Origin of the sequence: Lebetimonas sp. JH292 (genome assembly GCF_000523275.1) — a bacterium.
In the GTDB taxonomy this organism is placed as follows: Bacteria; Campylobacterota; Campylobacteria; order Campylobacterales; family Nautiliaceae; genus Lebetimonas.
Window position 1 is genome coordinate 1,100,023 of the sequence record NZ_ATHQ01000001.1, and the last position, 14,524, is coordinate 1,114,546.

A 14,524-nucleotide genomic window follows, 5' to 3' on the forward strand; every position below is an offset into this window, starting at 1 on the left:
TTATTTAAAGTATAATACTAAAAACAAAAAAGGAGAGCAAATGGAAAACGCAAAAAAATTTTTAACTGAATGCAAAGAAAAAGAGATAGAATTTATCGATTTCAGATTTACAGACATAAAAGGGATTTTGCATCATGTGGCTTATGATATAGACAGCATTGATGCTGAAGTGTTGACACACGGTATTCCTTTTGACGGAAGTTCAATTCCGGCATGGCAGCCTATTAACAATTCAGATATGATTTTAAAACCGGATTTTGAAATAGGAACACATTTTGTGGACCCTTTCACAGCTGACCCTACAATGGTTGTTTTTTGTGATGTTTTAAATACAGATGGGACTCCATATGAAAAATGTCCTAGAAGCATTGCAAAAAACGCATTAAAATATATGGAAGAGCAGGGTATTGCGGATGCGGCCTATTTCGGTCCTGAAAATGAATTTTTTGTGTTTGATAACGTAATTATCAGAGATGAAATCAACTCTCAATGCTACGAAGTTGATTCAAGCGAAGGTGTATGGAATGATTATGCAGATTTTGGAGATGAACTAAATATCGGTCATAGACCAAGAACAAAAGGCGGATACTTTCCGGTGCCACCGGTTGATTCTATGATGGATTTAAGAGCTGAAATGGTAAAAGTTTTAAAAGAAGTAGGACTTGAAACATTTGTTGTTCACCATGAAGTCGGACAGGTTCAGGGAGAAATAGGTGTTAAATTCGGAACATTGGTAGAAGCTGGGGACAATGTTCAAAAACTTAAATATGTTGTAAAAATGGTTGCCCATTTAAACGGAAAAACAGCCACATTTATGCCAAAACCTTTATACGGGGATAACGGTAACGGAATGCATACGCACCAGTCTCTATGGAAAAACGGTAAAAACCTTTTCTATGACGCCAACGGATATGCACATTTAAGCGATGTGGCTAAAAAATATATAGCGGGTGTGTTTGAACATGCGAATGCGGTTGCTGCGTTTACAAACGCTTCTATGAATTCATACAAAAGACTTCAGCCTGGATTTGAAGCGCCTAATATTTTGGCTTTCAGTGCAAAAAACAGAAGTGCAAGCTGCAGAATTCCGTGGGGTGCAGGTGAAAAATCTGTAAGAACAGAATTTAGATTCCCTGACAGTACCTCAAACCCTTATTTGGCATTTACGGTAATGATGTTGGCCGGACTTGACGGAATTAAAAATAATCTTGAAATTTATGATGCGGCAAAAGAGCCTTTAAATGAAGATTTGTTTGAACTTAGTCTTGATGAAATCAAAGAGAGGGGAATAAGAACGCTTCCTGCGACTTTAAGAGAAGCTATTTATGCCGTTGAAGACGAGCTTAAAAATCCCTATAGCTTTTTAAAAGCAAAACTAAAAGACGGAACACAGGTATTCAGCGACGAATTTATAAAAACATATATTGATTACAAATACGAAACAGAAATTATTCCAGTAGAAGGAAGACCGCATCCGTATGAATTTATAACTTCATACTCATGCTAATTTCCTCCTTTTTTTCTTTTTTAAAGTGGAATGTAAATTTTATTGACTAATTCTTCATACTCTTTTTTAGCATCACTGTCAATTGTTATTCCGCCGCCGCTTTTATATATATAGTGAGTAGTGAGTAGTGAATAGTGAGTGGTGAGTTGTGAGTTGTGAGTAGTGAGTTGTGAGTTGGGTTTTTCAATATAACGAATTATTACGGCGCTCTCAAGAAATGTTTTTTCATCAGTAATCCCAAAAATTCCGGTATAAAAACCTCTTTCGTAACCTTCAATCCTTTTAATAATTTCAACGGTTTTTTTCTTTGGTGTTCCGCTTATACTGCCGGCTGGTAAGAGTTTTAAAATCAGCTCAAGCCAGTTTTTCTGCCAGTTATTTAATGTCGCTTCGATTTCGCTGCTAACCTGCAAGAGTTCTTTTTTCCCGGCTTTTATTTTATCGATAAAACGGAATTTATTTACTTTTATATTTTTTCCGACGATTCCCAAATCGTTTCTTAATAAATCCACAACCATGGTATGCTCGGCCATTTCTTTGATATTATTTAAAATCAGCTTTTTTGCGTTTGGAATATGGGCTTCAATTGTACCTTTCATAGGGTATGTATATATTTTATTGTTTTTTATTTTTATAAATCTTTCAGGAGAGAAACATACAAATTTATTTTTAAAATATAATTTAAAAGGGGCTTTTGAGTAATAAAAAATGGTAAGCAGATCCCAATTAGTTTCTATTTTTGTAGGAAAAGTGAGATTTAATAAATATGTGTTTCCTTTTTTAATTTCTTCAATTACTTCATTGAAAGCTTTTTGATATCTTTTAAAAGAAATAGGGTGTTTTTTAAGATTAATTCTTTTTTTTCAGGTTTTTTAGGCAGTAATTTAAAATTAGGAAAAGTAAAATAGATATTTTTTAAATTTTTAACTTCATCAATAAAAATATTTCCGTCAAAATCTATTAAAAAAAATTTCATTTTTTATTTAACTTAACAAATATTTAAGTATTCCCATTCTCACCGCAACTCCGTTTTTTACCTGCTCAAGCACCAAACATCTTTTATCTCTCAACACTTCATCATCAATATCTATGTTTCTGTGAACAGGCCCCGGGTGCATTATAAAGATATTTTTATCTTTAATTAATTTTTTGGTAATTTTAAAATTCTGGGCGTAATCTTCAAGTGAAGCAAATGTGGCGTTTTGGTGTCTTTCAGTCTGGGTTCTAAGACTGATTATCGCATCACTGATTTCAATTGCCTTTTTTAAATTATACGTGGTCTTTAAATGTGTTTTTGGTAAAAACTGAGGGGGACCCACTAAAATAACATTTGCCCCAAACCTACTAAAGAGTTCAATATCGGAATTTGCAACCCTTGAATTTCTGATATCCCCTACGATTGATATTGTTTTGCCTTCAAGTGAATTCCATCTTTGAAGCAGTGTAAACAGATCAAGAAGCCCCTGGGTGGGATGCTGGTGGGCTCCGTCGCCCGCATTGATAATGGAGCATTTAACATAACGTGAGAGAATTTTTGGAACGCCTGAGCGGTTGTGTCTTACCACTATTGCATCAGGCCCCATAGCATCAAGGTTTGCAGCGGTATCGTATAAAGTTTCTCCTTTTGCGGTTGAACTTCTTGCCACATCCAGGTTAACCACATCAGCACCTAATCTTTTTGCTGCAATTTCAAAGCTGCTTCTTGTACGGGTGGAATTTTCAAAAAAAATATTTATAATTAGCTTTCCTTTTAAGTCATCTCTTTTCTTTTCATCTAAAAAATTTTTAGCATATGTGAATATTTGTAATATTTCATGTTTTTTTAATTCTTTTGTATGGGTTAAATGTTTTGACATTTAATTCCTTTTTTGTATAATTATATTATATCTTTAAAAAAAGGAGAAGTTATGGGTTTTGGAACAGTTTTATCAAGTGCATTTATTACAGCTTTAGCTTTTGTTGTTATAATGTATGTTTTACTTTTTAAAAGTTCGCCAGAAAATTAATTTTTAAGTTTTAAATATACTCTAAGAGGAGGGGGATACCCTTCTATTGTTTTACTTTGGTCAACACTCAAAAAATGATTTAGACTTTCACCTTCAATCCATTCAGTTTTTCGCTGCTCTTCGGTAGTTGTGTATTTTTTGCCTAAAAATTGAATGTCTTTAAATTTAGCTTTTTTTAGCCAGTTATAAAGGGTTTTTAAAGTAGGTATAAAATAGACATTTTTCATTTTTGCATATCTCACGGGAGTTAGGGCGATTTCTTCTTCTCCTTCAATAATTAATGTATCAAGTATAACTTCGCCATTTTCCTTTAGACCTTTTTTTAGCTCTTTTAGCATTGTAATAGGGTCTGGCCTATGGTATAAAACACCCATGCAAAAAATTAAATCAAATTTTTTAGGGTAATAAGGAATATGCTCAACTCCAAGAAGTTTGTATTTAATATTGCTTTTTATAAATTTGTTAATAAAGTCGAACTGAAGGTTAAATAAAGCACTTGGGTCAAATATTTCTATGTTTTTTGGATTCATTTCAAGCATTCTAAAAGCATAATATCCGTTATTTCCTCCCACATCTAAAATATCTTTATTTTCTAAATCTAAAAAAGGCTTAATAATATTCCATTTTATATAGCTTCTCCATTCGGTGTCTATAAAAATGTCATTTATTTTAAAAGGTCCTTTTCTCCAGGGCTTTAGCATTTTTGCAATTTCTAAAATTTCTTTATCATCTTTTTCAGTTTCAATTTTAATTATATCATCTAATATATACTTGGAACTTGGAACTTGGAACTTGGCTACTTTTTCATAAATCGGTTTAATATTTTTCCATTCAAACCATTTTTGCCTTTCTTTTAGTATATCTTCAATATTTAATTTATTATCCATTATACATTCTCCATTAATTGCAGTTTAAACATATTTTTTTCTTTTTATGTTTGAAATTATATATATTGTTATCGCATTTTTTATAATATACTCCATATAAATCATAATTTTCGTGACACTGTGGATAATAATTCAAAGAAACACCCTCTTTATTTACACATCCAAGGAAAAAAAATGGTAATATAATCAATAGATATTTCATAAAAAAACCTTTTTTTAAATTATACCAAAGGATAAAAATGGAAGTGCTTAAAATATTTGAAAAAATAACAAAAATTCCCCATTGCAGCGGAAATACGGAAAAAATAAGGGATTTTATAGTTGATTTTGCAAAAAATGAAGGTTTTAATGTAAAAGTGGATAAAGCGGGAAATATTTTGGCTTTCAGCGAAAAGCCTTTAATTTGTCTGCAGTCCCATATAGATATGGTATGTGTTGGAAAAGCTCCGAATATTGAAATTGAAAGTGACGGAGAGTGGATGTGGGCTAAAAATTCATCACTCGGGGCTGATAACGGAATAGGTGTGGCAATTATGCTTTATTTAATGAAAAAATACAAAAATATTGAATATCTTTTTACAAATGATGAAGAAATAGGACTTATAGGGGCTTTTAATTTAGAACTTAAAATAAATTCCCCATATCTTCTTAATCTTGACAGCGAAGATGAAAATATTTATATAGGATGTGCCGGAGGGGTTGATGCTGTTATAAATTATCCTTTAGAAAAAGTTAAAAAAAAAGGTTTTATTGCAAATATTAAAATAGATAATCTGCCTGGTGGCCACAGCGGTGTTGATATTCACAAAAATATTCCAAATGCTATAAAAGAGTTAATTAGTTGTGTGAATGAAGTGGCTGAATTTAGAGGGGGTGAAAGAAGAAACTCCATTGCCAAAAGTGCGAGTGTAAAAGAGTTTTTTGAAAACAGTTACGGCATGGAAGTAGAAGTTTTTGACGGGGAATATGTAAAATTTTTAAGAAATCTACCTCACGGGGTTTTAGAATATGACTTTGAATTTAATGTTGTAAATAAATCAATTAATTTAGCAATAGTGGAAAATGAAAAAATAATAATGTCACTTAGGGCAAATTCAAATGAAGCTTTAGATGAGGTAAAAGAATATTTAAAATCCAAAGCAGCAGGGGCTGATGTTAAATTTGAAGGAGAATATCCGGCGTGGAAACCCGAAATCAGCAAGCTTGCCGAAATGTTAAAAGAACTTACAAATTTTGATTTTAAGGTTATTCACGCCGGGCTTGAATGTGCGGTGCTTAAAAATAAATTTCCAGATGTTTCCATGGCATCAATCGGTCCTGTCATAGAAAATCCGCATTCAGTAAGAGAAAGGGTAAATATAAAATCAATTCAAAAAACTGTGGATATAGTAGAAAAACTGTTACAAAAAGTTACAAATAATTAAATAAAAATTAATAAAAAACGACCTTTTTTATCTGAAAGAGTATGATAATAATAGAAAATAAAAAAGGCTTTAAATGAATATGTATAAAATTATTTCCGGATTTTTCTTTATTCTTGCCATGACCGTTAATTTCGGGTTTTTTTACGGTGACCCCACTGTAATCGAGCAGCACAGCGCCTGGGAGCTCTTTTTTGCAATTATTGTAAATTTAGTCGCCACGACAATGAAACTGGGTGATAAAACACAGCTCGGTGCGGTTTTACTGGCCACAAGTCTTGTTGCCGATTTACAGCTTATACTCTCTTCCATTGTATGGGCTGTAGCACTTTACGGTTTTAAAAATTTCAATGTCACGACAGCTGTAACCATTGTTTCTCTTTCCGGAGGGGCACTCTTAGCTAATATTGTTTCTGTTATTTTGTTTATGGCGGATACCATTAAGTCAAAAAGATAAAAATGAACAATCAGGCAATCTGGATTATTTTAAAAAAATTAAGGGCTCCTTTTCTGGTTTTACTGCTTACCTTTTCCATTTCTATAACAGGGCTTATGTTAATTCCTGCGGTGGATAATCAGGGGCATATTTATCATCTTAATTTTTTCGATGCGTTTTATTTTGTAAGTTATATGGCTACTACCATAGGATTCGGGGAAGGTCCGTATGCTTTTACATATCCTCAGAAACTGTGGGTGACTTTTTCAATATATTTAACGGTTATTGGATGGTTTTATGCAATAGGAACCATTGTGGCGCTGATTCAGGACGAATCACTTAAAAAGGCTATTAATATAGGAAAATTTATTAAACAGGTAAAATCTTTAAGGGAAGAGTTTTTTATTGTTTTGGGATATAACAGAATTACAAAAGAGATTATAAACAATTCAGATTTTAGATTTGTTGTTATAGACAAAAGTGAAGTTAAAACAGATGAACTGAATTTGGAAAATTTCAATCCGATTGTGCCTGCTATTGCCGGAGACGCTACAAATGAAATTATTTTAAAATATGCAGGAATAGAGTCAAAATACTGCAGGGGCGTTATATCTCTTTTTGAAAATGATGCAAAAAATATGCAAATAGCCACAATATGTAAACTATTAAATCCAAATGTTGATTTAATTGTAAAAGCCACTTCAAAAAGTCAGGAGAATTATTATAAATCACTTGGGATTAAATATATTAAAAATCCTTTTAAAATAATTTCAGAAAGGATTTTTCTGAATCTCACCAAACCGTATATATGGCTTTTGGAACTTTGGGCTTTCGGGCATAAATTAATGTTGGAAAAAAATGATTTTTTACCCAAAGGCAAATATCTGATTTGCGGATACGGAAGGATGGGACAGGCTTTGGAAAACGGATTAAAAAGAGCGAATATGCAGTTTGATATTTTAAAAATAGAAACAGAAGATTATGAAAAAGAAAAAGGAACGGTAATTTTCGGAGATGAAGAAGACAGAAAATTACTTGAAAAATTAGATATTAAAAATACACAGGCTATAATCGCCGCTACCAATAACGATTTATTGAATTTAACTATTATTAACAAAGCAAAAAAATTAAATCCGTCCATATATACTATTGCAAGGGAAAATTCCCTAGATGATATCACCATTTTTCAGGCTGCTAAAATTGACAGAATCTATGTATTGGAAAAAATTACGGCAGAATATACAATTACAAATATTTCCAGGCCTTTGGTGGATTCTTTTATTAATGAAATAAGAAAAAAAGAGAATCAATGGGCCGAAGTAATAATTAATATGTTAAGAAACATAGCGGGGGACGACCCTCTTTATTACGAAATCACAATAAATAAAGAAAACGCATACGCCCTTATGTTAAAACTTCAAAAAAGAAAAATTACATTAGGCGATATTAGAAAATCAAGGGAAAACAGAAATGAACTTTTACATATTGTTTATCTGCTTTTGAAAAGGGGTGAGAATATTATTCTTATGCCGGGCCCCGATACAGAAATTCAGGAAAACGACAAACTGCTGATTGCTTCCGACAATGAAAATCTGGAAGATTTTGAATATATCATAAATAATATTTATGAGCTTGAATATGTTCTCGGAGAATAAAATTAAAAAAAGGAGAAAACATGGCAACTAAACTTTTTGAGGGGGTAAAAGAGTTTAAAAAAGAGGATTTTGAATCCCATAAAAAACTTTTTAATGAATTAAAAAAAGGCCAGAATCCCCATACTTTTTTCGTAGGCTGCAGCGACAGCAGGGTAGTGCCGAATGTAATTACTAAAACGCTTCCTGGTGAGCTTTTTGTAGTAAGAAATATTGCAAATGTTATTCCTCCCTATAAGGCAAGCGGTGAGACTGCTTACAAATGTACGGCAAGTGCACTTGAATATGCGGTAGAGTATCTGGAAGTCAGAAATATTGTGGTTTGCGGGCACAGTAACTGCGGAGGTTTAAAAGCCCTTTTTTATGATGAGGAAAAATTAAACAAACTTCCTATTGTTAAAAAATGGCTGAGTCTGCTCGATGATGTAAAAAAAAGTGTGGGCCATATTGAGGATGTTGCATTTAGGGAATGGGAGATTGAGCATTTAAATATATTAAAACAGATAGATAATTTAACTACATATCCGTTTGTTGAAGAGAGATTTAAAGAAGGTAAATTAAATATTTTCGGTTGGTATTATATAATTGAAACAGGTGAAGTTTATAATTATAATTTTGAAACAAGGGAATTTGAGCTTATAAATTAAGGATTTTTTCTAAAATAGTTATATATTCCTATTGCGATTCCTTTTGCAAGATACTGTTCATAAGAAGAATTAAAAAGTCTTTTGGCTTCCAAGGGGTTTGTTAAAAAACCTGTTTCTATGAGAATAGCAGGCATTTGGGTTCCGACCAACACCCAAAAAGGTGCAGGCCTTACGCCTCTATCTATAACGTCTTTGTATTTTTTTCTTAATGAATATAAAACCCCCGCCTGAACGTCTATGGCAAACTTTTGAGACGCTATTATTCTGTCATGATTTAAAAACCCCAAAATTACATTTTGGTCAAGATAATTAAGACCTTTTACCCCTTTGTTTTCTATTTTTGCCACCGAAATAGAACGTTTGTCACGGGTAGGGGAGAGAAAATACGTTGTCACCCCTTTTGTGCTTAAAGAATGATCAGGCGTAATATTACAGTGAATGGAAATAAATAAATCCGCGTGATGGGTGTTTGCAAAATGTGTTCTGTCTCTTAAAGGGATAAAATAATCTCCGTTTCTGGTCAGATATACAATGTAACCCATTTTTTTTAAATCATTATACAAATACTTTGCTATTCTCAAAACCGCAATTTTTTCCATTCTGTGGCCGATTCCTATTCCCCCGCTGTCTTTTCCCCCGTGTCCCGGGTCAATTACTATAATTTTTTGTTTGAATACTTTTGGCATAACAAGTGTTTTCATTTTTTGCTTTTTATTGTCTGTTAAATAGATAATTAATTTTTTATTTTCTATTTTATATTTGATTTTTTTTGAATAAATGACCACTCTTACCGTAATTTTATTGAACTGCGCTGTTTTTATTTTGATATTTTTTATTTTTTTTGAAAAAGGTTTTGAAATAACAGCATTTGGGATATCGAAAACATTAATATATTTTTTTAAAATAAAATGTTTTACCTTATTGGCCGGTAAAGTAATTATAAAAGGATTTGAAGATATAATTTTTATATAATTTTTTTTTGGTCTGTTATTTGGTGTAATATCTTCTTTTTTTGATTTTTTAATAACTTTTGGCTTTTGATAGAGTCTTTTATATTTGTTTTCATATTCTTTTACGTCAAAATTCAGATATTTTCCGCATTCAATCAAGTTTTTAAGGGCTTTGATTTCCTGTTTTTTATTATTGTCAAGTATAGAGGAAATATAAAGTTGCTGATATTTGTAATAATCTTTGTATGCGTTGTTAACCGAAGAGGTGTTACAGGCAAAAAGAAAAGAAAAAAGAAATATCAAAATAAATTTCATTCTTCTGTGAGCTCTTTTATCAAATCTTTTACATGAATTAATTTATCGGTTTTATATGCGTAAGCACCGCTGAAAAAAAGTCCTAAATTTTCATCACCGAGGTATCCGTCCGCAAGTCTGTCTGCAATGCAGTAGCCCACTTTTTTTGCTTCTTCACCTCTGTGGCACGGAAAAACACAGTTTGATATACATTTAATTTTTGGCCCTTTTTGTTTTTCAACCAGTTCAATAAGTTTTGTTCTGATTCCCCTTGCCGGGTATCCGACAGGTGATTTCATTAAAACAATATCTTCTTTTTTTGCATTCAAAAGTATTTTTTTCCAGTTTTCACTTGCGTCACATTCATACGTGAGTGCAAATCTAGTCCCCATCTGAACGCCGTTTGCACCTAAATTTAAAAATTTTTCAATATCTTTTTTATCCCATATGCCGCCGGCTGCAATAATAGGAATATTTTTATCCCATTTGTCGACTTCTTCCCTAACATCCGGAACTAGATTTTCAAGCTGGTATTCTTCTTTAAAACAGTCTTCATATTTGAATCCCTGGTGTCCTCCGCTCAGAGGCCCTTCCACTATTACCGCATCGGGGATTCTTTTATATCTTTTTTCCCATCTTTTGGCTATCAGTCTGAATGCCCTTCCAGTGGAAACTATAGGCACAAGCGCAACATCCGGAAAATCTTTTGTGAATTCCGGCATATCGGTAGGAAGTCCAGCTCCTGTTATTATTATATTGGCCCCGGCAATGCATGAATCGGTTACAACTCTTCCGTAATCGTTAATGGCATATAACACATTTGCCCCAAGCGGATTACTCCCACATATTTTTCTTGCATTTTCAAAAATTTTAATCAGACCTTCTTTGGAATAAAAATTTTTTTCATTTAAAGGTCTTCCTTCAACCAGTTCTTTTGCATATTTTTTGTTTTCATAATATCCTGTACCGACAGTGCTTATAACCCCAAGAGCACCTTCTTTGCTTACATTTCCGGCAAGTTTGTCCCAGCTGATACCAAGTCCCATACCGCCTTGGATAATAGGGTGTTTTATTTCCCATTTACCTATTTTAAGAGGCTTTAATTTCATTTGATTCTCACTTTTGCAAATTTTCTTTTTCCTATCTGAAGTACAAATTCCCCATTTTGTAAGTTTATATTGTCATTTATTTTTTCGGAATTTACCCTGACTCCACCGCCTTTTATATGTCTTCTCGCCTCACTTTTTGAAGAGGCCAGTTTTGTTTGGGTAAGTGCACTGACCACATCCGTAGGCCCTAATTCAAATATTTGTATATCTTCGGGAAATTCACCTTTTTTGTGAACTTTGTCAAAATGCTCTTTTGCTTTAATTCCGGCTCCGTTTCCGTGAAATCTGTCAACTATTTCAATTGCAAGCATTTCTTTAATTTCTTTTGGGTTTCTTCCATTTTTCACTTCGTTTTTTAAGTTTTTAATTTCTTCAATTGATTTAGCGCTTAACAGCTCATACCAATCCCACATTAACTCATCGCTTATTGAAAGAACTTTTGCAAAAATTGTATTTGCATCTTCGGTTATTCCTATATAATTTCCAAGCGATTTACTCATTTTATTAATTCCGTCAAGCCCTACCAAAAGAGGCATCATTATTACGCTTTGCTCTTTGCCTACATTGTATACTTTTTGAAGCTGTCTTCCCATGAGAAGGTTGAATTTCTGGTCGGTACCGCCTATTTCAATATCACTTTTAAGTGCAACGCTATCATATCCTTGAAGAAGAGGATAAATAAATTCGCTTATGGCGATAGGGGTATTGTTTTTAAATCTTTTTTCAAAATCATCACGCTCAAGCATTCTTGCAACCGTGTATATTGTGGTAAGTTCAACTAATCCTTTTGCACCGAGTCCGTTGAGCCAAACTGAGTTAAATACGACTTTGGTTTTGTTTTTATCCAAAATTTTAAATACCTGTTCTTTGTAGGTTTCGGCATTTTTTTTAACTTCTTCGGGAGTTAGCATTTTTCTTGTTTTGTTTTTTCCGCTCGGGTCTCCTATCTGGGCTGTAAAATCACCTATTAAAAACTGAACGATAGCGCCGTAATTTTGAAAAACTCTCAGTTTTTGAAGGAGTACCGTATGTCCCAGATGTAAATCCGGGGCAGTCGGGTCAAATCCGGCTTTTATGGTGTAATTTTCACCTTTTTCAAAATAGTTTTTAAGAAGTTCTTTTATTCTTTCAAGTCCTATTATTTCGTCACTTCCTCTTTGTATTTCGGCAAGTGCTTTTTCCACTTTTTTATCAATATTCATTATTTAATCTCTCCTTTTTTCACTTTACATTTGTCATGCTCACCACCCCGCCGCTTTGCAACCGGCCGGGCAGGCTTTCACTTTTTTCACTATTTATTATACGCATCCTTTTTTGAAACAAATTCTATTATATTGTAATTTTTGCTTAATTTTTCTTTTATTGTATCAAATTTTTTTTCGTCAAACACTATTTCAACTTTACAGTTATTTGATTCATTTCCAAGATGGATGGAATGAATAAATATCCCGAAACCTGTTAAAAAATTTATAAATTTTGCAAGTTCCCCTTTTTTATTTTGTAAATTTACAACCAAAATATATCTGTTTTGCTCTTTTTGTATCCATTCCGCAAAAACAGCTTTATCCAGTTTTTTTTCGGCATTATTACAAAATCTGTGATGAATTTCAACTTCTTTTCTGTTAAGCAGGCCTAAAATTTTATCACCGTATTTCGGATGGCAGCAGTAATTAAAAGAAATTTCGTTTATATGTTTGTTTGAAAGAATACGTATATTGCCGAAAATATATTCTTTTAATGTAATATTTTTAAAATAAAGCATATTTCTTTTTCTTATTGTTTTATATATTTTTTTACTTACGTCTTTTAAAAAACTTTCGTCATCTACAATTTTTCCTATATTTTCACATAAGCCGTTTGCTTTTATCAAAGCCCTTATTTTAATAGTATCTAAATCAAATATGCCTTTTAGCATGGCAATGGCAAGCTTTCTGTCTATCTCTTTTTCTTTGGCATTGCAAAGTCTTTTTTGTTCGTATTTTGCCTTGCTTGTTTTAAGCGAATTTATCCAGCTGCATCTTGGAATTGGGTTATCGGCTGTTTTAATATTTACAATGTCGCCGGTTTTAAGCTCTGTTAACAGAGAAACCCTTTTTTTATTTATATAGGCTTCAAGAGCCCTGTTGCCTATATCCGTGTGTACGGCATACGCAAAATCAAGTGCCGTGGCCCCCCTTGGAAGGGTAAATGTGTCAAATTTTGGTGAATAAACAACAATGTCTTCACTGAATAAATCGTTTTTTGCGAGTTCGTAAAAATCTTCTATGTTTTCGTTGAATTTCAAATTTTCAAGCCATTTTACATTCGGCAAATCGGTGTTCAGTTTATATTTCCAGTGTGCCGCAATCCCAAATTCCGCTTTTTTGTCCATTTTTTGGGTTCTAATTTGAACTTCTATTATTGATGTGCCGTCATATACGGTGGTATGAAGGGTTTGGTATCCGTTTTCTTTTGGAATTGCAATATAATCTTTGAATCTTGAAATTAAAGGTCTGAAATTAAGATGGATAATTCCGAGTGTCTCATAGCATTCAATAGGCTCTTTTACAATAACCCTCACAGCAAGTAAATCAAGAACTTCTTCAATGGAAATGCCTTTTCTCTGCATTTTTAAAAATATTGAATAATAATGCTTTATTCTGCTTTTAATTTCGAAATCCGTTTTTAAAAACCCTTTTTTATACATTAATTCTCTAATTTTAAATGTAAAAGAGTTAAGTTTTTCGTGAAACTCTTCTTTGTGTTTCTTTATATATTCGTCTATTTTATTATATTCTTCGGGTAGTAAATATTTAAAAGACAAATCCTCTATGAGGTTTTTAATAGTGGCAATTCCAAGTCTGTGGGCAATCGGAGCATAAACCACGAGTGTTTCTTCTGCTATTCTTTTTTGTTTATGGTGTGGCAGGGCCGAGAGGGTGAGCATATTATGAAGCCTGTCGCAGAGTTTGATAATCAGAACCCTGATATCGTTAACAGAAGTTAAAATCATTTTTCTAAATGTCAGGGCCGATTTTGCAAGTTTTTCGTTTGAAGTGGAAGGGGCAAGGGAGTTTCCCCTGATTTCAACTATTTTGGTTAATCCTTCCACAAGTTCTGCTATTTCGTTACCGAATTCATCTTTTATATAATATATAGTATAATCTGTATCTTCTACAACGTCATGTAAAATCGCAGCGATAATAGGCACTTCTTCATTTATAAAGTAAGCAACCAAAGTAGCCACCAGTATAGGGTGTACAACATAATCCTCACCGCTTTTTCTTTTCTGCCCTGAATGTGCTTTTATGGCAAAATCCAAGGCTTTTCTTATTAGCGGTGTGTCTTTTTTTGATAATAAAAGTTTTTTTGCTCTGTTTACATCTTTTATATTTTTTGCATTTTCAACAAGGTTTAAAAAATCTTCTTTCAAATTTCTTTAACCTTTAAAGCACCTTTGGCTATTTCAAGTATGGCTATTTCTGTGTGTTGCATATTTTTTTTAGGCAAATCTACAAGCGGTTTTGCACCGTTTATCAGTTCTTTAACCCTTTTTGCAATTGCCTGCGATAATAAAAATCTGTCATAATTTACTTTCTCAAGCGCCTCGGCGTTTATTTTTTCTATTCTCATTTT

Annotated in this window: 14 protein-coding genes; 5 read left to right on the forward strand and 9 right to left on the reverse strand. The window is 32.7% G+C overall.

Features of this window, described 5'->3' with window-relative positions; all coding sequences use genetic code 11:
• Positions 1-40 precede the first annotated feature (40 nt).
• Positions 41-1,507, forward strand: a complete 1,467-nt coding sequence (glnA, locus tag DZ64_RS0106935) for a type I glutamate--ammonia ligase (RefSeq protein ID WP_024789968.1) — start codon at positions 41-43, stop codon at positions 1,505-1,507.
• Between the two features lie 20 nt (positions 1,508-1,527).
• Here the strand turns inward: glnA and DZ64_RS11910 are convergent, their stop codons facing one another.
• The 4 genes from DZ64_RS11910 to cmoB form a co-directional block, all read right to left on the reverse strand.
• Positions 1,528-2,361, reverse strand: coding sequence for an aminodeoxychorismate synthase component I (locus DZ64_RS11910; protein WP_369792120.1), 834 nt, complete (start codon positions 2,359-2,361; stop codon positions 1,528-1,530).
• Positions 2,301-2,483: a hypothetical protein gene (locus DZ64_RS13370; RefSeq protein WP_051430008.1), complete on the reverse strand. Its 183-nt coding sequence runs from the start codon at positions 2,481-2,483 to the stop codon at positions 2,301-2,303. The genes DZ64_RS11910 and DZ64_RS13370 overlap by 61 nt, the downstream gene beginning before the upstream one ends.
• A 7-nt stretch (positions 2,484-2,490) precedes the next feature.
• Positions 2,491-3,363 (reverse strand): aspartate carbamoyltransferase catalytic subunit, encoded by an 873-nt coding sequence (locus DZ64_RS0106945; protein ID WP_024789969.1) that lies wholly within the window; start codon positions 3,361-3,363, stop codon positions 2,491-2,493.
• 146 nt (positions 3,364-3,509) lie between these two features.
• Complete coding sequence (gene cmoB, locus DZ64_RS0106955; protein WP_024789970.1) at positions 3,510-4,400, reverse strand: tRNA 5-methoxyuridine(34)/uridine 5-oxyacetic acid(34) synthase CmoB; 891 nt, start codon at positions 4,398-4,400, stop codon at positions 3,510-3,512.
• 239 nt (positions 4,401-4,639) lie between these two features.
• On the opposite strand from cmoB, the gene DZ64_RS0106960 reads away from it, so the two are divergent.
• The 4 genes from DZ64_RS0106960 (at position 4,640) to DZ64_RS0106975 (ending at position 8,556) form a co-directional block, all read left to right on the forward strand.
• A complete protein-coding gene (locus DZ64_RS0106960; protein WP_035003182.1) occupies positions 4,640-5,824 on the forward strand; it encodes a M20/M25/M40 family metallo-hydrolase in 1,185 nt (394 codons plus the stop codon).
• Between the two features lie 73 nt (positions 5,825-5,897).
• Positions 5,898-6,278: a DUF6394 family protein gene (locus DZ64_RS0106965; protein WP_024789972.1), complete on the forward strand. Its 381-nt coding sequence runs from the start codon at positions 5,898-5,900 to the stop codon at positions 6,276-6,278.
• A 2-nt stretch (positions 6,279-6,280) separates the two neighbouring features.
• Entirely contained in the window at positions 6,281-7,912 is a 1,632-nt protein-coding gene (locus tag DZ64_RS0106970) for a TrkA family potassium uptake protein (protein WP_024789973.1), read from the forward strand.
• 20 nt (positions 7,913-7,932) lie between these two features.
• Positions 7,933-8,556: a carbonic anhydrase gene (locus DZ64_RS0106975; protein WP_024789974.1), complete on the forward strand. Its 624-nt coding sequence runs from the start codon at positions 7,933-7,935 to the stop codon at positions 8,554-8,556.
• Here the strand turns inward: DZ64_RS0106975 and DZ64_RS0106980 are convergent.
• The 5 genes from DZ64_RS0106980 to DZ64_RS0107000 form a co-directional block, all read right to left on the reverse strand.
• Positions 8,553-9,821, reverse strand: coding sequence for an N-acetylmuramoyl-L-alanine amidase (locus DZ64_RS0106980; RefSeq protein ID WP_024789975.1), 1,269 nt, complete (start codon positions 9,819-9,821; stop codon positions 8,553-8,555). The genes DZ64_RS0106975 and DZ64_RS0106980 overlap by 4 nt on opposite strands.
• Positions 9,818-10,909: a nitronate monooxygenase gene (locus DZ64_RS0106985; protein WP_024789976.1), complete on the reverse strand. Its 1,092-nt coding sequence runs from the start codon at positions 10,907-10,909 to the stop codon at positions 9,818-9,820. Before DZ64_RS0106985 ends, DZ64_RS0106980 begins: the two co-directional genes overlap by 4 nt.
• A complete protein-coding gene (gene tyrS, locus DZ64_RS0106990; RefSeq protein ID WP_035003184.1) occupies positions 10,906-12,111 on the reverse strand; it encodes a tyrosine--tRNA ligase in 1,206 nt (401 codons plus the stop codon). The genes DZ64_RS0106985 and tyrS overlap by 4 nt, the downstream gene beginning before the upstream one ends.
• A gap of 89 nt (positions 12,112-12,200) precedes the next feature.
• A complete protein-coding gene (locus DZ64_RS0106995; RefSeq protein WP_024789978.1) occupies positions 12,201-14,321 on the reverse strand; it encodes a bifunctional (p)ppGpp synthetase/guanosine-3',5'-bis(diphosphate) 3'-pyrophosphohydrolase in 2,121 nt (706 codons plus the stop codon).
• Positions 14,318-14,521: a DNA-directed RNA polymerase subunit omega gene (locus DZ64_RS0107000; RefSeq protein WP_024789979.1), complete on the reverse strand. Its 204-nt coding sequence runs from the start codon at positions 14,519-14,521 to the stop codon at positions 14,318-14,320. The genes DZ64_RS0106995 and DZ64_RS0107000 overlap by 4 nt, the downstream gene beginning before the upstream one ends.
• Between the last annotated feature and the right edge of the window lie 3 nt (positions 14,522-14,524).